Raw genomic sequence first — 23,669 nt, 5'->3', positions numbered from 1 at the left:
AATTAACGAATTGCACCTTGAGCAGAAGCAGCGTCAATTGGTTTCATCAGGTATAGCCGCAGTAACTGCCAGCCATGAGAGAGGTAAACCGGCAACTTCTGGAAGATTTGCAAGAATTTGGGGGTGTTAGAGTTGGAAATTGCTCTTAACTTCTCATTATTCTCAATACAAACATCCAGGCGTTGATAAAACTCTGGATTTTCTACATCCAGCATTACTGGGAAGACTCTGCCTGCGGTTTCGTTGGTCTTCTTAATTACATGGATGTCGTATTCTCTTGCATCTAAGCCAAGGGATGCATAGAAGTCCTTGCGCTGGATGTCATTGAGATACATTGTGGCAAACACCGACAACAGGAAGAACCGACTCCACAGCCTTGCCTTCCAATCATTCAACATTTGCGGCTGAGATTTCATGATCGCATCAAAGAAATCGCCGTGGCGGTTTTCATCCTGACACCAGTTTTCAAAGAACCGGAAAATTGGATAAATCTGGTCTTCAGGATGTGCTTCTAAATGGCGATAAATGGTGATGTAGCGCCAATAACCAATCTTCTCTGAGAGATAAGTGGCGTAGAAGATGAATTTCGGCTTAAAGAAGGTGTAGCTGCGGCTCTTAGTCAAAAACCCTAAATCGAGGGATAAGTTGAAATCTGACAATGCTTTGTTCAAAAACCCTGCATGACGCGCTTCATCCCGTGACATCAGGTTGAAACACTCTGCCAAGACTGGGCTTTTGTCTTTTAAGCGGCGTCCGAGTTCTTTGTAGAGCAAAAAGCCGGAAAACTCGGCTGTACAGGAACGTTCGAGAAATTCAACGAACAACTGGCGAGTTTCCCCGTCAATATGATCCCAGGATTGTTCAAACTGGGCATCCCGGACAAAGTGATGGCGGTTGTAGTCTGTACGAAACTCTTCCAGAATAGCTCTTAACTCGTCTTCGTTGACGGAGATGTCCATCTTCTCCATCTCATCAAAATCAGTGGTATAAAACCGGGGTGTTAAGAGGGTTTCTTTTGCGGGAACTTTAATTCCAGGACGCAATTCTTCAAAGCCTGGTTTTTTTAGGGAATCTACCATGTCTTGATTGCTCTTTTATCTTTCTTATAATGGACACACCAGAAAGCCAATGTTTATGCTCTCACAAGGTGCGACTGAGGACAATAATGCCATTTGTATAAAGTTCAGTTTACCAAGGAGTAGGCTAGAAACTGGTAAATATATCGTTAAGAGTTGCAACAATACATTTATATGTTGCGGAATCGAGCCGGGAAAATCGGTAGTCAGGCATAGCACGAAGTATGCTAGTCGCTTCCATTCGCTGGCTTGAAGGCGTTGATTTCTGGCAATTTTATCTGGGCCCGGCTGAGGTGAAACAAAACAGCATGGGAAAACTATCTATGAAAACAGCGCGCATCTAAGGGGTCGAAAGCAAGATGAATAGCAAGAATCAAGAGCGTCTGGTTCTGTCCTATATCTTATGTGTAGGTGGATTTTTCGGCTTGGGAGGGCTTCACCGTTTATATAATGGCAAGATAGGAACGGGTTTGTTGTGGCTGTTTACCTTGGGTTTTTTTTACGTTGGGCAGTTCGTGGATGTGTTCCTCATACCTAATATGGTTGACGAATATGAACAGAACCTTAGAGGATGTTTGAAAAGTTTTTGGTGATGTATTAAGCACCAGCAGATCCCCCTAAATCCCCCTTAAAAAGGCGGACTTTAAGAAGTTTTACCCCCCTTTTTAAGGGGGGCAAGGGGGGATCTCGATCAATTTTGATACTTTTTAAACAACCCCTTAGACTCAAAGCTGGTTTATCTCCTTTGGGTGTACCCATAAATCAAGTAGCAGTTGCTTCGCAAGTTTACCGCCACACGGCTAACCAACTTATGGTGCAACTGATCGAAGCGGCAGAAACCAAGGGTGGGAGTATCACTGTAACTCAAGGTGTGAAGGCAACTGGAGCCAGCTTTGCTGAAGTGGAAGCGACTCTTAAGGAGATGTTGAAATCAGGTTATGTGAAGATAGACAACGACCCCATTACTGGAGCCGTTACCTACCATTTTCACGAGCTTTAAAGTCCCTGGACTGTCATTTGTCTAAAAATCAGGACTAATGACTAATTTCTACCTAGCCACTTTTGACCATTCAAGCGCTGCATTAAGCCAAATACCAATAAATCAAGGGTAATTTTGCGCTCATCGATTAAAAATGACTCAAGAGTGCTAGGTTTTTTGCCTTCATTACAGGAAAATCCCTTTTTCCCTTGAATATCTTCATCGGGGAAATAGAGGTTAAATTGGCGGAGGTTGTTTTGCCACTTGCCGATAATTTGCCAGCATTCTTCGGCGGAATCGAAGCCAGCGAGGGGAAACTTCTGCTTTGCAAAGGATAACTGCAAGTCTGGGACTCCTTGCTGTGCGATCGCTTTTTGCACGGCTGGCAAGTATTCTTGCTCGATAAACTCCACAAATGGCTTATCTTCGACAGTGGGAGCTTTTTCCTTTTTCGCGGCTGCCGGTTTGTCTTTGGGGGGTGCAGCAGCTTGTTTAGCAGCATTGGGGTTAGTTTTGGGGTTCGCTGCTTTCGGATCTGGCGTGTTGGCAGTAGGGAGGCTCGTTGCTACTGGTTCGTCGGTGCTAGGAGCATTTTCTTCAGCGACAGTGGGAGCCTGTTTGTCAACAGTGCTGGGAGCAACCTCTCCCGCTTGATTATGATTGGTTTCGTCTGCCATTGCTCAGGTCAATCCTTTATCTAGCTTTCAGAGCGATCGCTCACCTGAAGGTATCGGTTATTTTCATTTTGGCACAATAGAGCATGGCCATAGCTGATTTCTCTAGTTTGCCAGTCAGGCGATGGGCTGCGCCCCGCCTTCATGCGATCGCGATTTGAATATCTTTGATCAATTCGTCAATTCTCGCTTGTGTTGTATTCCAAGCACACATCAAACGCACTCCCCCCACACCAATAAATGTATAAAATTGCCAATTCTTAGCTTTTAAGCTGTAAATTACCTGTTCAGGGAGCTTGACAAAAACGGCGTTTGCCTCTCGTGGAAACAACATCTCAACGCCTGCTATCTTCAATAATTGATTTTCTAAGTATTCAGCACATAAATTGGCATGACGGGCATTTTTTAACCACGCGCCAGTTTCCAATAAACCCAACCAGGGAGCAGAAATAAACCGCATTTTTGAGGCTAACTGGCCTGCTTGCTTGCAGCGATAATCAAAATCCTCTGCTAAGGCTTTATTGAAGAAAATAATTGCTTCACCTAAAGCCATACCATTTTTAGTACCGCAGAAACACAACACATCTACACCACTTTTCCAAGTAATTTCTGCTGGACTTTTATTCATCGCCGCTACAGCATTAGCAAAGCGTGCGCCATCCATGTGAATCTTTAAGTTATACTTTTTGGCAACTTCTTTAATACCCAGTAGTTCTTCTGGAGTATATAAAGTTCCCAATTCCGTCGCTTGGGTAATACTAATAACTTTTGGTTTGGGATAATGAATATCAGTCCGCTTCGTGACAACCGCCTCAATAGCTTGTGGTGTTAACTTGCCATTTTCTCCTTTAGCTAAAAGTAGCTTGGAACCGTTAGAAGCAAATTCTGGTGCGCCGCATTCATCTGTTTCGATGTGAGATGTTTCATGACAAATAACACTGTGATAGGACTGACAAAGTGCAGCTAAGGACAAAGAATTTGCCGCAGTTCCGTTAAAAGCAAAAAATACTTCACAATCAATTTCAAATAGTTCCCGAAAATAATCTGCTGCTTTTTGTGTCCATTCGTCATTCCCATAAGCTGGCGCACTGGCTTGATTTGCTCTCAGCATATATTCAAGCGCTTCGGGACAAATACCAGAATAATTATCACTAGCAAATTGTTCTGAATTGCTACTCATAATCTTTAATATTGATTGGTGATAAGTAGGTATACATAGTTCAATTTAAAATAAAAATTTTGTTCTTCGTAGTGAGCAATTTATCCTCAACACCAGCATTTTCAGGACTAAAGTCCTTACTACATACTGCTTCATCTTTTAATTTAATTCTCTTAACTTAATTAATTGGAGCTAATATTTATTAGCATTGTCTATACCACAAATGCAATGAGGTAGATGATGAATTTAAGTATAATTGACGAAAAGTTGCAAATAGAATTTACGCTCAAAGAGCAACTACTGGCGGTACGCTTTAACAAAGTTTGGCAAATACCCCTAGCCCATATTGAACAAGTAACAACGGCCGAACCGCAAAGTAATTGGAAAGAATTGCGTGCTCCTGGTAGTTTTGTTCCGGGATTGATTAAGGCTGGAACTTATTACACAGACCGGGGTAAGGAGTTTTGGTATGTAAACCGAGAGACAAATTATTTAACTATTGAATTGCAAGATGAATCCTATAAACGGATTATTTTGACTATCGACAACAACGAAGTTTGGCGTCAGCAACTTACCCAGTTATGATTTGTCACCTTTTCGACCAATTTACTTCCCCCGCTAACCGGGGGAGGATCGGGATAGCTGTTTTATTAACTAGTTCAACCACCTGCAACAGCGGGGACAATACTAACTTCATCGCCATCTTTCAAGACTGTTTCTGTACCTTCTAAAAAGCGGATGTCTTCGCTATTGACGTACAAATTCAAAAACCGCCGTGGTTTTCCCGTTTCATCGCATAACCGAGATTTGATTCCCGGACAACTTTGTTCTAAGGAATCGAACAGTTCAGAGATGTTGCCACCACTACATTCTAGGGCAGCTTGGTTATTCGTGAATTTTTGCAGGGCGGTGGGGACTAAAACTGTTACAGCCATAGTTAATTATTTAGTGAAGAGTTGTTACTTGTCAGTTGCTAATGAGCAATGACTAAACGAGGACTTGCTGCCATTCTAGGCGGTTGAGTGTTTGGGATCTTTCTAGTGCCCGTTCAAAGCTATCGAGTTTGGCATCAATTGTCAAAGGTTCACCAACGTAGTCTTGGATGGCTTCTTGGGTTTTTAAACCATTGCCAGTGATATAAACCACGGTAGTTTCATCTGGATCAATTTTGCCAGCTTCTACCAATTTTTTCAGCACAGCAACTGTTGTACCGCCGGCGGTTTCAGTAAAGATGCCTTCGGTTTCTGCTAGTAACTTGATACCTTCAATAATTTCTGCATCATTGACTGATTCAATATTACCGTTAGTCTTCCGGGCTATTTCCATAGCGTAAACACCGTCTGCTGGGTTGCCGATCGCAATTGATTTGGCAATTGTATTCGGTTTCACTGGCTTGATAAAGTCGCGCCCTTCTTTGTATGCTTGGGCAATGGGTGAACAGCCTTCAGCTTGAGCGCCACTGAAACGCACATCCTTAGCTTCCACTAAACCGACTTCGACAAATTCTTGGAAACCCTTATAGATTTTGGTAAACAGGGAACCAGAAGCCAAAGGAGCAACGATATGGTCAGGTAGTTGCCAACCGAGTTGTTCTGCAACTTCAAAACCCAGTGTCTTGGAACCTTCTGAGTAGTAAGGACGCAGGTTAATATTGACAAAACCCCAGCCGTGTGTATTGGCGACTTCCGAGCAGAGGCGATTTACTTGATCGTAGTTGCCCTTGACTGCCATCAGGGTAGGGCTGTAGATGAGGCTACCCAGAATTTTACCCGCTTCCAAGTCTGCGGGGATGAACACACAGCAGTCTAAACCGGCATGTGCTGCGATCGCAGCTGTAGAGTTTGCCAGGTTACCTGTGCTAGCGCAAGAAACAGTTGTGAAACCCAATTCTCTGGCTCTAGAGAGGGCGACAGACACCACTCGATCTTTAAAGCTGAGAGTGGGCATGTTGACGGCATCATTTTTAATATAAAGCTTATTTAAACCCAGGCGACGGGCAAGACGATGGGAACGAACCAAGGGAGTCATACCTGTTCCCACATCGATCACGTTATCAGTGAGGACAGGCAAAAAGTCCCGGTAGCGCCAAATTGAATTTGGCCCGGCTTGGATTTTTTCCCGACTGACAGAGAGACGCAGGTTGCTGTAGTTATATTTGACTTCTAACGGACCAAAGCACAACTCACAAACATGGCTGGCTTTGAGTTCATATTCCTCGCCACATTCCTTACACTTCAAGGCTTGCAATATGGCAGTCGTTGCTTGGGCGTCTGTGGTTGTTGCCTGAGTCATAAACTAGCTTTCCCTGTTTGTCCGTCAACTGTCGACTGATACTAACACGTGTAAAAATACTCGTCAAACATACCCGACAAAAATAGTCGGGTTTGATTTTGGCATTAAGATTAGAATATTTAGTATATTCACTTAATTAAAAGTATTTATGTAGACAATAAACCTAAAAATACTTAGAAAAACTCCACCCAGCTTTCCGGCTGTAGCGATGACAAAATCTAAAATTCAATTAGCCGCCGCTGACGGGGGGAATTAGCACGACTTCATCACCATCTCGGAGGATAGTATCTGGTTCGACAAATATCAGATTAATCCCAAAGCGAGTGATGTGGCGCCATTGGGCTAGTTCTGGATGTTCAGCAATTAGGCGATCGCAGATTGCTGCCACGGTTGTACCATTGGGAAATTCCTCAACTAGTTCGGAAACTCCACAGGCTTCTTGATAAGCAGCGAACAATTTAACATTAACGGTGATTGCAGACTTATTCATTGGTTATTTTTCAGGGGTTAACGTAGAATAACTATCTAGCAAAGAGCAAAAAGAATTGGCAAAAGGTGAATTATCTAAAACCTCATCAGCTATTTTCAATAATAAAATTTATGCCTACTTGTCTGGCAATAAAAGTTGATTTTTTTTAACTAAATCATAAATCCATAACATGAGCAACGCCTTGTCTATTGACTTTGCTGTCTGCTTTGTAATGGTACTTCTGGACTGCGGTTTAGCATGGTGACTGTTACACCTAAAGCCAAAAGCGAGGCTATAGAAATCCCTATTAGCAATCTGACTTGCTGACGTAAATATCTTACTTCTCGACTCAGGATTTCTGCCTCTAACGGGTAATATGCTTGAACTTCTGAAGCTTCAACAGATATTGGAGGTGTATTTACTGGATTTTCAAAAGTTACCTTAGATAGCAGCCAATCAGTAATTAACTGAGGACAGTTTTTCTTAAACCAATACCATGCAAAAACTCTAAATATGGGTTTAGACATCTGGGTAATTAATTTCATCATCCGGTTCAGAACGCCCAGACGAAGCTTTTGGTTAATTAAATTGACTGAGCCAACATCATAGAGACAGTCCAAGATAAGCTTAACAGTCGCTTCCTCATTGTTAATTAAGTTTTGCAGTAAAAGCTGAACGTCACGCATTCGCTCTGCTTCGATAGGGCGCGGAGCTAACTTTTCAGGAGGATTTACTGATTGAGTCAGAGGTTTTTGTGTAGTTATTGTCATAAGTGTACAATAATAAACAATATTGTTGAAATACAACTATCTTCAGGTAGAAATACGGCTTATCTAGGGTAAAATATATCAGTAATTTGGCAGTAATTTTCAATTCACCTCCCAAGGCTAGTACCGCTTTGCGGAATTAAAAATTAGAAATTAAAAATTAAAAAGCTTGTACTGTAAAGCTTTCAGCAATTGTGAATGGTAGCTTTATTTCCGCCGTGATGTACTAGGTTTGTTTCTCGCGTTCCCTGAATGTCCAATACTGTGGTGTTTTATGGGGTTGGCAGCCTTTACCCTGGGAACACAGATAATTCTAGAGTTGCTTGTGATTGCACAAACAGCCAAAGTGAAACAACTGATGCAGACATCCAGTTTTTCAGAGCAGTTAGGTTCATCTGGCGGATCTTAGTCAAATGGCAACTGTTATAGTTAACCAGAATAATTTTTTAATTTGCTAGTATCATCCTTCAAAGGTGATGCGGTGGATTTGAATGGATAAATTAACTAGACAAACGCTCATTTGGCTGGGTGCGACTTTCTTGATTTTGGGTTTGATAGGGTGCGATCGCCTTTTACCGACGTCTGGAGACAAAGTTGAGCGAGTGAGTGATGGTGATACTTTAGTACTAAAAGACACCAGTGGCAAGAATTTCACCGTGCGCTTTGCTTGTGTCGATGCACCAGAAGTCCCCCATAGCAACAAGGAAAAGGGCAGTAGACTGGTAAGAGATCGCAATCAATTTAGTTGGGGTACGAAGGCCCAAGAACGGGTGCAGCAACTGGTGAAGCAAGGAGGCGATCGCGTCACTTTGAATATTACAGATAGCGATCGCTACGGTAGAAAGGTGGCTGAAGTCCGCTTAAAAGATGGCACTTTTATCCAGCAAGTATTGTTAGAAGAAGGATTAGCTAAAGCCTATCGCCCTTATTTAAACAAGTGTCCCAGTAAAGATTTAGTTCAACAAACCGAAGCCCAAGCGCAACAGCAAAAGCTGGGTATTTGGAGTGATAAAAAGTTTGTTGATCCTTGGGAGTATCGAAAATTGAGCAAGTCAGCAAAGCCGTAAGTAAAGTAGGATGGGTAATGCCCGCCCTACTAACTTTGAGATTTGAATTTAGACTTTTCATTTTTAACCGGATTCATCCACACTTCTAAGCGGCTAAAGGCTTGGGAAGAAAGCAGCGTCAAGCATAAATAAACCACAGCGACAGCGGCATAAATTTCAAATGAGCGATAATTTTCAGCGACAATTAGTTGTCCTTTGCGGAACAATTCTTCAAAGCCGATAACGGCCACTAAACTAGTATCTTTCAATAAACTGATGAACTCATTACCTAAAGGTGGAATCATCCGCCGAAAGGCTTGGGGAAAAATCACAAAACCCATTGTTTCTAGAGAATTTAAACCGAGTGATTTTGCAGCTTCTGCTTGTCCTGGTTCAATCGATTGAATCCCAGCCCGGACAATTTCGGCAATGTAGGCGGCGCTATTTAAACTTAAGGCAATTACCCCTGCGACCAAGCGATCAAAAGTAAAGGTGAAACCCAGTTCTTGGGCGATGGCAGGTAAACCGAAATAAATCATAAAAATCTGTACAAGCAAAGGCGTTCCTCGAAAAAAATCTATATAAGCCCTTGCTAGCCAACGTATAGGAGAAATTGGAGAAAGGCGGACAATCCCAATCAGAGAACCCCCAACCAAACCCACTACTACAGAAAATATCGTCAATTGTAGGGTTACCAATGCGCCATTTAATAAAGTGGGAAAAGACCGCCAAATAAAACCAATAGAAGTCAATATCCCCGACACGCTAGCACCTGTTTGATTAGCAATTGCTGATTTTTCGGGTAATTTTGGCGGTGTGGATTTAAACCATTTTTGGTAAATCTGTTGATAAATGCCAGTTTGCAGTACTTTTGTCAAACCTTGATTAATCAATGGCAAATAGAGTGAATTTTTAGCGGTAGCAACTCCATAAAACTCTTCTGTGAGCAATTGCTGTACGACTTTAATTCCCTGGAGATTCCCTGTATTAATTGCATACAAGGTAACGGGTGCATCGTTAATTACCGCATCCACATTACCATTGAGTAATTCTTGCAGGGCTATGGGTGCAGAATCAAAACTGCGAATTTCCACCCCAGGAACGCTTTTAGCCTGTGCAGCGCCTGTTGTGCCGATTTGGACGGCAATTTTTTTATTTTTGAGACTATCGAAACCAGTAATATCTTGATTATCGGCACGGATGGCGATCGCTAATCCAGCTTTAAAATAAGGGCGGGAAAAAGAAATCGTCTTGGCCCGTTCTTGAGTAATGGTGATGGAACTAATGGCCGCATCTACCGTTTTGGCTCGTAACGCGGGGATAATGCCATCAAAAGGCAAACTTTGAAAATCTACTTGAAAACCAGCAGCAGTTGCAACAGCATTCATCAAATCAATCGAAAACCCCTGTAACTCACCGCCTTTCCCCTGAAACTCAAATGGTGGAAAAGCTGGTTCAGTCGCTACCCGCAGAGTTTTCCCAGCACTAGGATTCCCACTACAGCCAGCTAGAAACAAACAACTCAACCCGACAACCAAAAACCAACGCAACCAACGCCCAAAACCGAATCTCAGCATATTATTTCTCCTTCCCCTCTCTGTGTACTCTAGGCATTATCGGCGAAATTAACCGGGGAGAAGTTGTTGCTGAACAAGGCCCAGCTTATGAAGTGCTGAACAATCCAGAATGCGGGAGCCTAAATATTTTCCTCAGTCGTCTCTACACTAGAGAATTTTGAATAAAACTGAAAATTCAGCACTCGACTAATTCCACGCCAAAAACCTCAGCAAAACACTGGGCGATCTCAAAACGGACTTCTTGACAAGTAATTCCAGGAATCCATTCGGCTAAACTACCCACAGACTTATCAGTAATCCCACAGGGTACAATTTGCTCAAAGCCTGTCAAATCAGGACAAACATTCAAAGCAAAGCCGTGCATGGTAATCCAGCGGCTAACTTTAATCCCAATAGCTGCGACTTTGCGTCCTTCTAGCCAAACACCAGTAAAAGCAGGAATGCGCGATCCCTGTAACCCGTATTTTGCCAGAACACGAATTAACACGAATTCAAGTTGTCGCAAATACCAATGCAAGTCTTGACGATAACGTTGCAGATTTAAAATTGGATACCCCACCAGTTGTCCAGGACAGTGGTAAGTTACCTCGCCGCCGCGTTCAACTTTATGCACCTCATATTGACTTTTTTCTCGGTCAAATTTGAGAAATTCCGGGTTGGCTCCCTGCCCTAAAGTGTAGACAGGCGGGTGTTCCAGCAAGATTAACACATCATCCAGACTGGGGTTTTTGATGCGTTCAGCCACAAGCGATCGCTGCCAGTGATGAGCGTCTAGATACGGCATTAACTCCTGGTTATATAACAAACAACGATATTTGTGTATTTCGATACTATAGGTCATGCCAAAAATCTACTAAGTTGGGGAGAGAAAATATTACAAGTTACCAGGGGAGATGCCATAAATGTCAAGCTTTGCAAAGGATTTTAAAGGAACATCAAGGGAATCTGTTTTAGAAATTACAAAGTGCTAGCTTGAATATATAACCTCAATGGTGTTGGGAGGAATTCTCTGCAATAAGCGTCACGCCAAAACAATAGGAACAAATGCACTGGCTGATGACATCTCAGAAGTTGTTCGCATCTATCAAGACCAAACGTCCACCAAAACTTGTGTTGTCTATCAACAGTGAGCAAACCTCCGCAAGGAGAGCAAAAGCAACCGCTCCTAGTTCTGTAAACTTTGCTTTAACCTAGAAGGCAGCCACGGTGGCTGTAAGCAAGATTACCTAATCAGAGGAGTGGTGCATAGTTTTTCAATTGCCTGACAACCAATTGCAAACTAGCGCGGATATTGGGAGACAAATCAAGGTTAAGGGTAGCAACAAAAAAAAGATGCAGCAAGCGTAGCGCAGGCACACCAGCAATGTACCAAAAAAGTTCACGATTTGTGTTGGTAGCAGTGATAGACCTTACCGCAATTTCTTTTCATACAACACAAATTCACATCAAATATTGAGCGGGAGAGTTTACATGAAGCTTGTCATCCACGGCAAAAATATTGAAATCACCGATGCTATTCGGGAGTATGTACATCAAAAAATTGAAAAAGCAGTTAGTCACTTTCAGAACATCACAAATGAAGTGGATGTGCATTTAAGCGTAGCTCGCAATCCCCGAATTAGTACTAAACAAGCGGCTGAAGTAACTATTTATGCCAATGGTAGCGTCATCCGTGCGGAGGAAAGCAGCGAAAACTTATACGCCAGTATTGACTTGGTGGCAGACAAAATTGCCCGTCAACTGCGTAAATATAAAGAACGGCGTCAAGATCAAAAAACTCAACCGATACCAACTAATGAAGCAATAGTTCCTGAGCCAGTAGCCACAGATTTAATCGGCGATCGCACTCCAGAACTACCAGATGAGGTTGTTCGCACGAAATATTTTTCCATGCCCCCCATGACCCTTGCAGAAGCCCAAGAACAACTGCAAATGGTAGGACATGACTTTTATATGTTCCGCAATTCCGAAACTGGAGAAATTAACGTAATTTACGAACGCAATCACGGCGGTTATGGTGTCATTCAACCCCGCAACGGTAACGGTCATACCAACGGCAAGAATGGCAAATCAACCCAAGCTAATGGCGTCATCTCAGAAAAAGCGCACTCTAAGTAAACTCTGATTAAATTCTTGATATGTAGAGACGTTTCATGAAACGTCTCTACAATGTGATCTATTGAAAGAAAATTGCTGTAAAACCTCTTACTTCGCCGTTAGTTGTTGCAGAGTTTTCAGTGTTTCCTCAACGTGACCTTTAAAATTCAACATCGAATCAAACACATATTGCACAATTCCCTGTTGATCAATAACGTAGGTAACACGACCGGGAATAAATCCAAAAGCGGTAGTAGCACCGTATAGCTTCCGCACTAGGTCGCCTTTGTCACTCAAAAGCGTAAATGGTAACTGGTGCTTGGCTGCAAATCGTTGATGAGATTCGCTAGAGTCACCACTGACACCGATAACTTCAGCGCCAGCAGCTTTAAACACTTCATATTGATCACGAAAAGCGCAGGATTCCGCTGTACATCCTGGCGTGTCGTCTTTAGGATAAAAGTACAGGACAACAGCTTGCTTACCGCGAAAATCTCTTAAACTCACGGTTGAGCCATTTTGTGCAGGTAGCGCGAAATCAGGCGCAGTATCTCCAACTTTAATCGGCATAGTTAAAAAAATTCCCCATTGCAAATTTCAAAATTAGGCAGAAACCGGGTTTTTCAAATCGGATAAGTTGTTCTAGAGATTCGTTTTTCTCCAGTTACCCGGATTCCTTTATCCAAGAGCATCATTACTTAACAAAATTTTACCTTGTATTCCAGTCTATAAATTTTGCTTGATTAGGTGCATTAGGCGGAGTACTCTTAGATCCTCAAATACAACATTCCGCCTATGCGCCTGACTTCACTTGATGTTTTTCGCGGTATGACGATCGCGGCGATGATTCTCGTCAACATGGCGGGAGTCGCAGATGAGATATATCCCCTCTTGGATCATGCCAAGTGGAACGGTTGCACACCAACTGACTTGGTGTTTCCCTTCTTTCTGTTCATTGTCGGTGTGGCAATGACTTTCTCTCTGTCAAAATACACCGCAGCCAACAAACCCACTAAAGCGGTTTACCTCCGCATCTTGCGCCGCGCTGCCATTCTCTTTGCTTTGGGGTTGCTGCTAAATGGCTTTTGGAATAAGGGTGTTTGGACTTTTGACTTAAGTAATATCCGCTTTATGGGTGTATTGCAACGCATCAGCTTAACTTACCTGCTGGCATCTTTGGCAGTTTTGCAGCTACCGCGTAAAGGACAATGGATACTGGCGGTTGTTTTACTCGTCGGCTATTGGCTAACGATGATGTATGTACCAGTGCCAGATTATGGTGCAGGAGTGTTAACGCGGGAGGGGAATTTTGGCGCGTTTATTGACCGTTTGATTATACCCAAAGCACATCTATATAAAGGCGATGGTTTCAACCTTTTGGGAGATCCAGAGGGACTTTTCAGCACAATTCCGGCTGTGGTAAATGTTCTCGCTGGCTACTTTGCTGGGGAATGGATACGCAGCCAACCTGTAAAATCACGCACAAGTTTGGGTTTAGTGTTGGTTGGTGTGGCTTGTTTGGTGATTGGTTGGGGGTGGGGGTGGATATTCCCGATTAATAAAAAAATCTGGACGAGTTCCTATGTTGTGTTTACATCAGGTTGGGCGTTATTATTACTAGCTGCTTGTTATGAACTGATCGAAGTGCGACTGATTAAGCGCTGGAGTAAACCTTTTGAAATCATGGGTTTAAATGCGATCGCACTTTTTGTGGCTTCGGTGATGCTAATCAAAATTTTAGCCAAAACCACCATCGGCAGTGGGGAGAATGCACCCAGCACTTATAATTGGATTGACCAGACATTCTTTATCTCTTGGGCGGGGGCGCTGAATGGTACTCTGTTATTTGCGATCGCCACTGTTTTATTATGGTTTGGTGTTGCCGTCTTGATGTATCGCAAAAACTGGTTTTTTAAAGTTTAACTTCTAGACATAGCAATTTTGAACAGACTTCTTGTGGTGTAGCAGTTATCTTCATAGCATCGATGAAGTTTTCAGACTTTTACGCCTTTGCAAGCAAACTCATGACACCTCAAGAATTTTTAGAAAATTTGGCAACAGCCGCAACAGATTCCGAAAAACTAGTAGTTTTTGCGCGATACCTAGATACAACCGCCCTAGACAACGCCACATCCCCAAAATGGAGACGTCTTTCTTACGGTTCCGAACTTCAGATGGCGCTGAATAATCTGGCTTTTCATTTAGAAGCACTTGCTGAAACCGGAAATTAATTACTGAATCAATACGGTTCGGTTAAAAAAGTTGTAGCGACTGTCTTGATTGTCAAGCGATCGCTACATCTCATTTTGGACGTTTTAAAACATCCCCTAACTCATCCAAACAATATAGTAAAACCCTCTTGGTTAAAGTGTTTATCGTGGGTTAATACCTCAGTAATTCCTAATCGCTTCATAGTCTGCATAGAAATGCAATCTGTGAGGCTATATTCTTTATCAGCACGTTGTTTGTAGAGTTCAAGACCAGCTAGAAATGTGTCATGACTTTGTGGAACAATCTGAACATAATCGTTTTGCAAAATATCTTGAACTCTCTGAATAGCCACTTGCCGTATTTTGGTATCATAGGCTGAGAAGAAGTTGAGAAACTCTGTTAATACTTCATCTGTTGTAACTAGACGAACTTAAACAAGACTTTTACTAAAGCTTTTGACCGTTGAATGCCATTCATCTCTGGGATTGAAGAAAGCAGCCCAGTAAAATGTATCTACAAAAATTCTTCTCATGATTCTTGTTTTGGTTTGCCGTAGATGTAATGATCAATTTGTACCGCGCCATCTGTCGGTAGTTGAGTGATCACCTCTTCTGGCAATTCGTTGGTAAAATCTGAAAATATTTCCCAAATTGGTTTACTTTTCGGCTGAAGTTGCTGCTCCCTTGATTCTACTGTTAATTCAATAACAGAATCTGAAGCAGTATTTTGTTGATTTCGTCTGGCTTTCGCAAACAATAAAAAGTCTAATAATTCTTCAATTAGATTATCTGGTGCTTGCTCAATTTCTCTAATTAATTGTTCTTTTGAAGTCATTGTTTTACCTCATTCTCATTTCATTAGATTCTATTCATCAAGGGAATTAATACCCAAATCTAAATCTGCAAGTTGTTGATTCATCCAATCTGTTGCTATAGTTTCGTCAGTTTCAATTGCTTTCTCTACTCCTGTTTTAGCAATTTCTAAAAGTTGTTTGGACTTAAACTTGAGTTCAAAGGATGAATTTACGTTATGAACAATTTTTTCTTGTTGAGGTAGCGAAATAATAGGAATAAAAATATCTGCCATATCAGCCTGTGCAATGCTGTAATATGCCATCTTCCGTCACTCCCTCATGGTTAAACAAATCATGGTCAACCACCAAATGACCATGATTATCTTGTAAAAATGCTTTGTCTTTCTCCTGTTCTGATAACCCCTCCTCAGAACTTAGTAATACCCTGCGGCAAATTTTCTCACCAGAGTTATCCTTTCCCGACTTCCGCATTGTCGCAAAAAAGATGTTGTAATCTTTCACCCGTGGACACAACGCCCCCGTTTTCTGGTCATCATTCCACTTCTGCACAAACAAAACTGAAGTTTTAGTTCCTGTATGGGGTTTAAAAGTATTTCCATGTAACCCCACAACCGCCAAAATTCGGCATCTTTCTGCTATATAATCGCGAATATCTTTATCTGATGAATTATTAAACTTTGCGCTGATAGTAAGAAATTGCGTCGCCATTTGTCCAAACGCCAATCGGTGAGCCTGTGGCGTTACAATAAGAGCGTAGTTGGTCTTTCCCATCTTTTAACTTGGGCTTTTTCAGTTCGACAATAATGTAGGGAACATTCGGTCTATCTTTGTCAAAAATGGCAATATCAGCTTTTTTCTTTTCCCGTCCAAAGGTGACAACATACTCAACTGCAATACGGCTAATTGGGTAATCATAGCGTTGAGTTAAAACTTGCAAATAAAGCTGTCGTACTGCTTCTTCAGGAGTTAATTTAATTTCTTTACCACGCACCAAGCATTGAATATAAGCTACATCGCCACTTTTGGTTTGCTTGATCAAAATGGATTTCTCCAAAGTGTCAATTTCTTGGGGTGTGAATTGAGATAGTTTGTAATTAGAGTCTTTGAAAATTGCGGCGAGATTCATGAAGCTTTTAATTCTAATTCAATTAGCTGAACGCCGAGAAGTTCCAGAGATGCTGGAACCCTCAAGCTAGATAGCTGAATCAGTATAAAACCCAGGCTGACAGTTTGAGTCAGTCAACTAAATTTTTGTTACTTTACTCAAAAGAATCACCGGATTAATTACACAACAGCCTCCAATGCTTCTTCAGCAGTATTCATTTGGTCAAGATTCCGCCAAATTTCTTGCAACATTGGGTCTAAACCTGTGCGAGTAACTGCGGAAATTATGAAAACTGGGGAGTGGGAGATTTGATTTAGTTGAGTAGCTAATGCTTCTAAATCGACTGTATCGCGATCAACCGCATCAATTTTGTTTAGGGCGACAATTTGCGATCGCTTGGCTAAACCCCGTCCATAAGCTTGTAACTCTTGCTGAATCGTGTTGTAATCACCAATCACATCCTCGCTAGTCGCATCAATCAAGTGCAACAGCACCCTTGTGCGTTCGATGTGGCGCAAGAAATCATGTCCCAGTCCCACCCCAAGAGAAGCCCCTTCAATCAGTCCCGGAATATCCGCAAAAACTGTACCATCGCCCGTTGGTTTCCGCACTACACCCAAATTTGGCACGAGGGTAGTGAAAGGATAATCGGCGATTTTTGGGCGTGCAGATGACAAAGAAGAAATTAGAGTAGATTTACCAGCATTTGGTAAACCAATAATTCCCACCTCCGCCAACAGTTTCAACTCCATGCGTAGTACCTTCATTTCCCCAGGAAGTCCAGGGAGAGAAAATTCTGGGGCGCGGTTGCGGTTACTCAAAAAATGCTGATTTCCCAATCCACCTTTACCGCCTTCAGCCACCCGAAAAACTTGTCCAGGTGTAATTAAATCGCCCAGCATTGCCCCTGTCCCTGCATCATAAATAGCAGTACCACAAGGGACTTCCACAACTAGATCCTTTCCGCCGGCGCCGGTGCAATTATTTGGCCCACCGCGATCGCCATCTTCCGCCTTAAAAAGATGCTTGTATCTAAAGTCCAGCAAGGTTTGCAGGTTTTCCCTCGCCACGAAAATTACTGAACCACCACGGCCGCCATTACCGCCAGAGGGGCCACCAGCCGGTACATACTTTTCCCGACGGAAAGCAACAATACCATCGCCACCTTTACCAGCTTCAACTTCAATTACTACTTGGTCAATAAATTGCATAATTTGTCATTAGTCATTGGTCATTGGTTATTAGTCATCTGGAACGTTACCAATTGATTTTAGGTATGCGTTCAATTGAGGTGCTAAGTCATTGATGAGTAGCTTGAGTGCCCTTATCTGTTCATCTGTTAGTAGATTACGGCTGTAGGCTCGTCTGAGCCAATGTTGAGTTTCATATAAAGATCCTCTTGCTATTTTGACAAATCGCCGATTGTCTTGATAACTCCCTCTGCCTACCCCTTCTGCTATATTGGCACCAATACTATCTGCTGAACGGATAATCTGTTTACCTAGTGTATCTCGCGGCCATGACTCCCATCCACTAACGATTTTCCAGATGTCGTCAGCTAGACGTTCTGACAATTGATACACCCGTAATTCTTGAAACCTCCTACTTGACATTATCCTACCTAACCAATGACCAATGACTAATGACTAATGACTAATGACCAATGACTAATGACCAATGACTAATGACTAATGACTAATGACCAATGACCAATGACCAATGACTAATGACTAATGACCAATGACCAATGACTAATGACCAATGACTAAATATATGGTGAAATATCCTCACCACATTCATCTGCCAAATAGGAAAGGGCGCGGAAACGTAAACCCACCATTTGCTCATACAGTGGGTTGATTTTGCACAACGGGGGAATATGTACAATTTTGCGTCCAAACAGCGTAATATCCCGCGCAAAGGGACATTGAGAAGGAATCATTTTACATAAAAAACGCGCTACTCTGGGGTCTTGGATATCTAACCCATCTAGCCAGTCCCGCATCGGGCTGAGAGGATCTGGTAGGGGTAGATGGGGCGCAAGAGTTTGTGATGGGACTTTTCCTTCGAGGGTGAGGCGTAAGGCTGCTAATACGTCTTCTTGCAGTTCTAAGGTGCTGCAAAACTGTTGCAGAAGCTGGTCTTCGCTGGGAGAATAAGTGCCATCGGCGATCGCTACCATCACTGCTGTGCGTAAGAAATTTTCCGCTGCTGGCGTACCTTTACCCAAAACCGCAGCTAAATCCTCTGGTGTAATTACTTCTAGTGAACCCCAGCTAATCCCAGGAGCTAATTCATCCTGGGTGATACTGGCAATTAACTGCTGTTCTTGGGCATCAAAGTTACCATCTGCCCAAGCAATAGTCAGCAGTCCACGCAACCAAGCAGAAATTTGTTCGCTACTGTAGGGAGATTCAATAGCACTTGTCATAAACGCACACCTCAAGCTTTCCTCAGTCAATAATAAGCCACCTTCCATCTGTCTAAACTGTTACATAGCTAACTTACGACCTAGGAAGATTTGTTTTTTATTGACCAAGAAGGGCGTTAGGGAAGGAGAAATTATTGAAGAGTTACTTCCTTGTCTTCCCCCAATCCACAACAGTCAGTATTGCGTTAAAATCCGTCTGAAAGTAATCTTAAAAAATTTTTGCTAATTAATATGTTTTTCTTTGGTATTGAACATGAAGTTGCTTTCCTCAACCACGAAGGAAAGTTTGCTGATTTTTCCTGCACAAAATTTGCAGAGTTTAATCAAATTGTGGAAAAGCTCCCTATATACCCCAGTGACTATCCACAACTGCGCGTCGGCGATGCTGGTATTAAGAAGAAGCGGTGGTATATTGAAGGGTTTGAAAGATTTGCCGATTCTGAGCAAGTCATTGACTGTCTGGCTAAAGGCATCGAAATTAGAACAACCATACACTCTAATATTCAAGGCGCAATTACTGAATTAACAGAAAGTTTTCGCTTACTGCGTGAGGTTGCTGCTAGCTTCGGGTTTTTACCAGTTTTGAGTAGTTTTCATCCCTATAAGCTGGGTTTTGATCCACAACCACCATTAAATGATTATGAAATTAGACAGCTACAAGCTAATCCTGACGAACAAACTGCCAACATTTACATGGTAACTTATGGACCAGACTTAAATATTTCAGTGGCAGGTTTATCTTACGAACGTGTAATTGATATTGGTAGAAAGTTAACTTATTATAGTCCCTATATTGTGCCTTTTAGTTATAGTTCTCCTTTTTATAATGGGGATTTGTGGTCAGGTCTTTCGGTGAGAACATTTGTCAGAACTGGCAAAAGACCTGCGGCTCTAGTTTTTGTCCAGCAACCAGAACAACTGATTGAAAGCGTACCCTCATTGACAAAAATCGCCCGCATTCCAGCAGAAGTAGGTCGGATAGAATTTAAGGCATTTGATAGTTGTGATGATTTTTCTATCTATGCGGCTCTGTTGGCTTTGTTAAAAGGTCTAGTATTAGATGAAACTTTACAGGGTCGAGCCACTATACCTGACCCAGGTTTGCACCAACTTTCAGCAAAATCAGGGTTTGATAACGAAGATATTTTGATGAATGCAACCAAGGTTTTACAAGCCGCTGAAGTCGCCCTTGGGATAGATCCAGACATGAATTTCTTAACACCGCTAAAACTTATTTTGGAACAGCGGAGAACAAAATCTCATGAACTAATTGAGGTGTTCCAACGCGTTGGTTCAATAGAAGAGACACTCAGACAGACATACTAAATTTTTGGTAATGGGTAATGGGTAATTGGTAATGGGTAATTGGTAATTGGTAATGGGTGATTGGTAATTGGTAATTGGTAATGATTTATCTTGGCAATTACCAAATTTACCTGGCTACGGCGACGGACTATTAGGCACTGGCTTGATCTCCTGACTGGGCGGAATCTGTTCAATGGAAATCAGTGCTTCCATCACAGCCTTAACAATCGGTGCTGCCACAGTAGAACCATAGGCATTTTCTCCTTTAGGTTCATCCACCAAGGCTAAAACTACATAGCGGGGCGATTCCACCGGCAAAATAGCCACAAAGCTAGTGATTCTAGCACCGACGATATAGCCGCCGTTGGGACTAGCTTTTTGGGCTGTGCCAGTTTTGCCTGCGATGCGATAACCCGGAATTTTTGAAGCTTTACCACTGCCTTCTGTCACCACAGTTTCCATCATTTCTACTACCTTTTGGGTTGTTGAGGATGTAAAAATTTGGCGTGGTGCTGGCAGGGTGGGTAAATAATGCATCTGCCCTTTGTTATCAATCAGCCCCCGCACGACATGAGGCGTGACTAACTTACCTCCATTGGCTAAAGCTCCGTGCATTTGTACCAGTTGTAACGGCGTTAGGGAAAAGCCTTGACCAAAGGAAGTAGTTGCGGGTTCAATTGGTGAAGAAATAAATTCTTCTTGACTTTTGATCTGACCCGTAACTTCAAAAGGCAAATCGGTATCAACTTTTTGCCCAAGCCCCAAACGTTCCAGCCAGTTGTAATAGACTGAAGGCTTCAATCGTTGGATGATTTGCACCATACCAACGTTGCTAGATTGTTGGAGAATCTGAGCAATGTTGATTTGCCGATAACTGTGTTTTTCAGCATTTTTGATGATGCGGTCAGCCACTGCGATAGTACCTGGGTCATTAAACACATCATCTGGTTTGATGATCTCATTTTCTAATGCGATCGCCACATTCAACGGCTTGAAGGTTGACCCCGGTTCATAAAGATCAGCCACAGTCCAGTTTTTAAACAGTGAAATATCAGCTTTGGAGTATTCATTCGGGTTATAGGTAGGCTGAGAAACCAAGGCGAGTATGGAACCATCTACCGCATCCATCACAATTACTCCCCCGCGTTTTGCCCCAAACTTTTCGATCTGTTGTTTGAGAGCAGAACGAGCCGCCCGTTGCAAGCGGCTATCAATAGTCATTTGCAATTGCAAGTCATCAAAATGCAAAAACCCTTCTGGAGCATGATCTGGCATCAAGGCCCCGTTACCTGCCCGACTGAGACGAACAGTTTGTCCAGAGCGTTCTAGCAACTTCTCCTGACTGTATTCCACACCAGCCTGACCGCGACGGTCAAGATTAACATAGCCCACCACATCAGAAACCAAATCTGCCTGTGGGTAAAATCGGGAGTATTTTTGGATTAACTCCAAGCCATTCAAGCGTAACGAAATTAGGCGATCGCCAATGTCCTCTGACACAGCAGGGTTCAGTATAATCCCGCTTTTTTTACTTTGAAATATTTTCAGCAACTCAGCCGCATCTTTACCCAGCATGGGAGCAAGTTGCCCTGCCATCTCTTCATTAGATTTATCAAACAGCTTGGGATGGGCATACAAAGTAAAGACTGGACGGTCAACCGCCAACATATTATTATTGCGATCCACCACTGGGCGTCGGGGCATAAAAGGACGCACGTTAACCATTTGCTGGTTTCGCGCCTTCTCTGTGAGCTTTGCACCCCGAACAATTTGTAACTGATACAAGTTGAAAGCCAACCCTAGCCCAGCAGCAATTAATAAACCCCATACTATTAACAGTCGGGACTTAATATTGGTTGCTTGATCTTGAGCCTTAGAGACAACGTTCCCGATCACTGATGGCCGGGAAAACTTTCGCTGCCTAGTGAATTCTAAATTCCGAGAATTTCCGAATTTTCTTCTGCTTGGTGACTTCTGCATAGTCTTGTTCTGTCCCACTTTGCGGATTCCAGAGTCCGATGTCCAGAGGAATTAACCTTGACCCTTGACCCTTGACCCTTGACCGTCGCTTCGCTCCAATTAAAAATGAAAAATTCAAAATTAAAAAAGGCTACAAGTCCCGGAATTCATTTATGGAAAAGAAGGAAAAATGTATTTACCAGACACGCAGCGCGAGAAATACGTCGTCCTTACTTCAAGTCCCTAAATTTATTTATGGGGATGTTAATTTTTAATTTTTAATTCTTAATTTTTAATTCCCCGTTCGCCTTTAGCGTCCCGTAGAAAAGGGGTTGACCCTTAACTTTAATATCCCAGTGGCGAGAGAGTTTGCTGCTGCATTTCTGAATTGGGTGTGGTGTTAGAGGATGTTGGTTTAGAAGTATGAGAGGCTGGCGGTAAGAAAATCGTCCCCGCAGGTGTTGGTGATACCAGTCCTGCTGTTGGTTTTTCTGCTTCCTCAGCCATTTTGTTAGTCAGTGTCGCGTTGGTTGTAGTCAACTGCCGCTCATGACGTTGTAGGTTTTGCAGTTTGCGGTACGCCTGACTCCAAAGTTCTTGAGAGTATACCGTCCATCCATATACCACGAGTGTCGTTGCCACTAACAAAAACGCCACAACTGACGAATAACGATTAAAATTGCACAAGCGCAGTAACCACACAGGTGCAGATCCATAACTAGACATTATGGGAAGGCGAACACTTGACTGCGCCTTAATATTTGATACTTGTTGTTTTCCCAACTCTTTTACTGATGTGGCCATTACTGCCCCATTTGTGGGAGAAACTGCTAAATCCTTCAATGACCGCCGTTGTGTTTTAGAAGTTCCCGGTGCAGTTTCAGAAGAGGATACAGCGGCACTCTGTGCTGATGACCCTAAACGTGCAGAGCGTCGCTTCTCTAAAGGGAGAGTAGAATCTCGCCGGAACCAATTACCTTTAGCAGAAACAGCTGATTTGCGAGCAACAACCATAATTTTTTCGGATAGGAAATACTGTATTTTAGATTAATTGTCTGTTTTCGCTCAGGTAAAAATTGCTTTTTGGGCAATAAGCACACGTAACACCCCACACTCCTTTCCCAGTTGTCAGCGGTAGCTGCACCAATCTCTGTCTCCGTTAAAAATGACAAAGCTGACAATCAGCAAGCGACAACTTGGATAGTTTAACCTGTCAGGTCTCAGTCTTTAACAGTATGGCAAGGCAGGGTAGGAAGGGGCAATAGTCTGCTCAAGTTATAACAATTTTTGCTATAATTAATCGTCAAGCTAGAAAAGCTAAGGATTTCTATTCAAAGATTAAATTGACTTGCTCTTCAGATCAAACAGAAGAAGCCTCACATCTGTCCCTTAGGGCAGTATGAGATGAATCCGCAGTAAAAACGAAACACCCTCCTAGAGGATGGACGGCACAGCCGGGAAAGTATAAGAGGGTAGTTGAGTTTTTATCAAAAAATTTGATAAGATTTGAAGGGTTGCTTGCCTTCGGCAAGCTGTTCGCGTTCACCGCCGCAGTCGTTGATATACCTCGCTTACTGCCCTTTGGGGAAACCTACGTGAAACGTTGGACAACGAGAAAAGAAGTAGGCACATCTCGATTAAGATAAGTTACCAATGTGTTTGTCCGATAGCGTGAATAAGCCAGCATCATCCAGGGCAGTAAAACTTA

The 23,669-nt window shown here is 42.6% G+C and carries 25 protein-coding genes and 2 pseudogenes; 7 read left to right on the top strand and 20 right to left on the bottom strand.

The window, feature by feature from the left end:
• Positions 1–2: 2 nt before the first annotated feature.
• Positions 3–1,079 carry a magnesium-protoporphyrin IX monomethyl ester (oxidative) cyclase gene (acsF, locus tag CYLST_RS06025; RefSeq protein ID WP_015206813.1) on the bottom strand — a complete coding sequence of 359 codons (1,077 nt, stop codon included), beginning with the start codon at positions 1,077–1,079 and terminating at the stop codon, positions 3–5.
• Between the two features lie 356 nt (positions 1,080–1,435).
• On the opposite strand from acsF, the pseudogene CYLST_RS36705 reads away from it, so the two are divergent.
• Positions 1,436–2,076: pseudogene (locus tag CYLST_RS36705) on the top strand (NINE protein).
• 41 nt (positions 2,077–2,117) lie between these two features.
• Here CYLST_RS36705 and CYLST_RS06010 read toward each other — a convergent pair.
• Positions 2,118–2,732, bottom strand: a complete 615-nt coding sequence (locus CYLST_RS06010; RefSeq protein ID WP_015206812.1) for a DUF2996 domain-containing protein — start codon at positions 2,730–2,732, stop codon at positions 2,118–2,120.
• 139 nt (positions 2,733–2,871) lie between these two features.
• Positions 2,872–3,909, bottom strand: a complete 1,038-nt coding sequence (locus tag CYLST_RS06005) for a threonine aldolase family protein (RefSeq protein WP_015206811.1) — start codon at positions 3,907–3,909, stop codon at positions 2,872–2,874.
• A gap of 219 nt (positions 3,910–4,128) precedes the next feature.
• On the opposite strand from CYLST_RS06005, the gene CYLST_RS06000 reads away from it, so the two are divergent.
• The gene (locus CYLST_RS06000; protein WP_015206810.1) at positions 4,129–4,473 is read left to right on the top strand and encodes a hypothetical protein; all 345 of its coding nucleotides are present in this window, start codon (positions 4,129–4,131) and stop codon (positions 4,471–4,473) included.
• 74 nt (positions 4,474–4,547) lie between these two features.
• Here the strand turns inward: CYLST_RS06000 and CYLST_RS05995 are convergent, their stop codons facing one another.
• The 4 genes from CYLST_RS05995 to CYLST_RS05980 all read right to left on the bottom strand — a co-directional run bounded on the left by CYLST_RS05995 (position 4,548) and on the right by CYLST_RS05980 (position 7,419).
• On the bottom strand, positions 4,548–4,823 hold the full coding sequence (locus tag CYLST_RS05995) for a MoaD/ThiS family protein (RefSeq protein ID WP_015206809.1): 276 nt from the start codon (positions 4,821–4,823) through the stop codon (positions 4,548–4,550).
• A gap of 52 nt (positions 4,824–4,875) precedes the next feature.
• Positions 4,876–6,180: a threonine synthase gene (thrC, locus tag CYLST_RS05990; protein ID WP_015206808.1), complete on the bottom strand. Its 1,305-nt coding sequence runs from the start codon at positions 6,178–6,180 to the stop codon at positions 4,876–4,878.
• A 229-nt stretch (positions 6,181–6,409) separates the two neighbouring features.
• Positions 6,410–6,670, bottom strand: coding sequence for a MoaD/ThiS family protein (locus tag CYLST_RS05985; RefSeq protein ID WP_015206807.1), 261 nt, complete (start codon positions 6,668–6,670; stop codon positions 6,410–6,412).
• A 185-nt stretch (positions 6,671–6,855) separates the two neighbouring features.
• Positions 6,856–7,419, bottom strand: a complete 564-nt coding sequence (locus CYLST_RS05980) for a hypothetical protein (protein WP_015206806.1) — start codon at positions 7,417–7,419, stop codon at positions 6,856–6,858.
• Positions 7,420–7,907: 488 nt separating this feature from the next.
• Between CYLST_RS05980 and CYLST_RS05975 the strand changes: the two genes are divergently transcribed.
• Positions 7,908–8,483 (top strand): thermonuclease family protein, encoded by a 576-nt coding sequence (locus CYLST_RS05975; RefSeq protein WP_015206804.1) that lies wholly within the window; start codon positions 7,908–7,910, stop codon positions 8,481–8,483.
• A 29-nt stretch (positions 8,484–8,512) separates the two neighbouring features.
• Here CYLST_RS05975 and CYLST_RS05970 read toward each other — a convergent pair whose 3' ends face one another.
• Together CYLST_RS05970 and lipB are read right to left on the bottom strand one after the other, a co-directional pair.
• A complete protein-coding gene (locus CYLST_RS05970) occupies positions 8,513–10,039 on the bottom strand; it encodes an ABC transporter permease subunit (RefSeq protein WP_015206803.1) in 1,527 nt (508 codons plus the stop codon).
• Between the two features lie 175 nt (positions 10,040–10,214).
• A complete protein-coding gene (lipB, locus tag CYLST_RS05965) occupies positions 10,215–10,880 on the bottom strand; it encodes a lipoyl(octanoyl) transferase LipB (RefSeq protein WP_015206802.1) in 666 nt (221 codons plus the stop codon).
• Positions 10,881–11,509: 629 nt separating this feature from the next.
• Here lipB and hpf point away from each other — a divergent pair.
• Entirely contained in the window at positions 11,510–12,157 is a 648-nt protein-coding gene (gene hpf / locus CYLST_RS05960; protein WP_015206800.1) for a ribosome hibernation-promoting factor, HPF/YfiA family, read from the top strand.
• A gap of 87 nt (positions 12,158–12,244) precedes the next feature.
• Here the strand turns inward: hpf and CYLST_RS05955 are convergent, their stop codons facing one another.
• The gene (locus CYLST_RS05955) at positions 12,245–12,706 is read right to left on the bottom strand and encodes a peroxiredoxin (protein ID WP_015206799.1); all 462 of its coding nucleotides are present in this window, start codon (positions 12,704–12,706) and stop codon (positions 12,245–12,247) included.
• A 225-nt stretch (positions 12,707–12,931) separates the two neighbouring features.
• Here CYLST_RS05955 and CYLST_RS05950 point away from each other — a divergent pair, with 225 nt between their 5' ends.
• A complete protein-coding gene (locus CYLST_RS05950; protein WP_015206798.1) occupies positions 12,932–14,059 on the top strand; it encodes an acyltransferase family protein in 1,128 nt (375 codons plus the stop codon).
• Between the two features lie 101 nt (positions 14,060–14,160).
• Positions 14,161–14,367, top strand: a complete 207-nt coding sequence (locus CYLST_RS05945) for a hypothetical protein (protein ID WP_015206797.1) — start codon at positions 14,161–14,163, stop codon at positions 14,365–14,367.
• Positions 14,368–14,468: 101 nt separating this feature from the next.
• Here the strand turns inward: CYLST_RS05945 and CYLST_RS35770 are convergent.
• The 8 genes and pseudogenes from CYLST_RS35770 to CYLST_RS05905 form a co-directional block, all read right to left on the bottom strand.
• A pseudogene (locus tag CYLST_RS35770) lies at positions 14,469–14,762 on the bottom strand (type II toxin-antitoxin system VapC family toxin); the annotation flags it as partial.
• Positions 14,763–14,875: 113 nt separating this feature from the next.
• The gene (locus CYLST_RS05935; protein WP_015206796.1) at positions 14,876–15,181 is read right to left on the bottom strand and encodes a hypothetical protein; all 306 of its coding nucleotides are present in this window, start codon (positions 15,179–15,181) and stop codon (positions 14,876–14,878) included.
• 30 nt (positions 15,182–15,211) lie between these two features.
• The gene (locus tag CYLST_RS05930) at positions 15,212–15,463 is read right to left on the bottom strand and encodes a restriction endonuclease subunit S domain-containing protein (RefSeq protein ID WP_041232982.1); all 252 of its coding nucleotides are present in this window, start codon (positions 15,461–15,463) and stop codon (positions 15,212–15,214) included.
• Positions 15,435–15,869 (bottom strand): N-6 DNA methylase, encoded by a 435-nt coding sequence (locus tag CYLST_RS35765; protein ID WP_245587470.1) that lies wholly within the window; start codon positions 15,867–15,869, stop codon positions 15,435–15,437. The genes CYLST_RS05930 and CYLST_RS35765 overlap by 29 nt, the downstream gene beginning before the upstream one ends.
• A complete protein-coding gene (locus CYLST_RS35760; protein WP_041232980.1) occupies positions 15,832–16,287 on the bottom strand; it encodes a type I restriction enzyme HsdR N-terminal domain-containing protein in 456 nt (151 codons plus the stop codon). Before CYLST_RS35760 ends, CYLST_RS35765 begins: the two co-directional genes overlap by 38 nt.
• A 158-nt stretch (positions 16,288–16,445) precedes the next feature.
• Complete coding sequence (gene obgE / locus CYLST_RS05915; protein ID WP_015206795.1) at positions 16,446–17,477, bottom strand: GTPase ObgE; 1,032 nt, start codon at positions 17,475–17,477, stop codon at positions 16,446–16,448.
• Positions 17,478–17,507: 30 nt separating this feature from the next.
• Entirely contained in the window at positions 17,508–17,879 is a 372-nt protein-coding gene (locus tag CYLST_RS05910) for a four helix bundle protein (protein WP_015206794.1), read from the bottom strand.
• Between the two features lie 152 nt (positions 17,880–18,031).
• A complete protein-coding gene (locus CYLST_RS05905) occupies positions 18,032–18,697 on the bottom strand; it encodes a Mo-dependent nitrogenase C-terminal domain-containing protein (RefSeq protein ID WP_015206793.1) in 666 nt (221 codons plus the stop codon).
• Positions 18,698–18,928: 231 nt separating this feature from the next.
• Here CYLST_RS05905 and CYLST_RS05900 point away from each other — a divergent pair, with 231 nt between their 5' ends.
• Complete coding sequence (locus CYLST_RS05900; RefSeq protein ID WP_015206792.1) at positions 18,929–20,023, top strand: glutamate-cysteine ligase family protein; 1,095 nt, start codon at positions 18,929–18,931, stop codon at positions 20,021–20,023.
• A 114-nt stretch (positions 20,024–20,137) separates the two neighbouring features.
• Here CYLST_RS05900 and CYLST_RS05895 read toward each other — a convergent pair whose 3' ends face one another.
• Entirely contained in the window at positions 20,138–21,982 is a 1,845-nt protein-coding gene (locus tag CYLST_RS05895) for a peptidoglycan D,D-transpeptidase FtsI family protein (protein WP_015206791.1), read from the bottom strand.
• Positions 21,983–22,306: 324 nt separating this feature from the next.
• Positions 22,307–22,975 (bottom strand): hypothetical protein, encoded by a 669-nt coding sequence (locus CYLST_RS05890; RefSeq protein WP_015206790.1) that lies wholly within the window; start codon positions 22,973–22,975, stop codon positions 22,307–22,309.
• Positions 22,976–23,669 lie beyond the last annotated feature (694 nt).

It is taken from the genome of Cylindrospermum stagnale PCC 7417, from assembly GCF_000317535.1.
In the GTDB taxonomy this organism is placed as follows: domain Bacteria; phylum Cyanobacteriota; class Cyanobacteriia; order Cyanobacteriales; family Nostocaceae; genus Cylindrospermum; species Cylindrospermum stagnale.
This window is presented reverse-complemented; position numbering and strand designations above follow the sequence as displayed.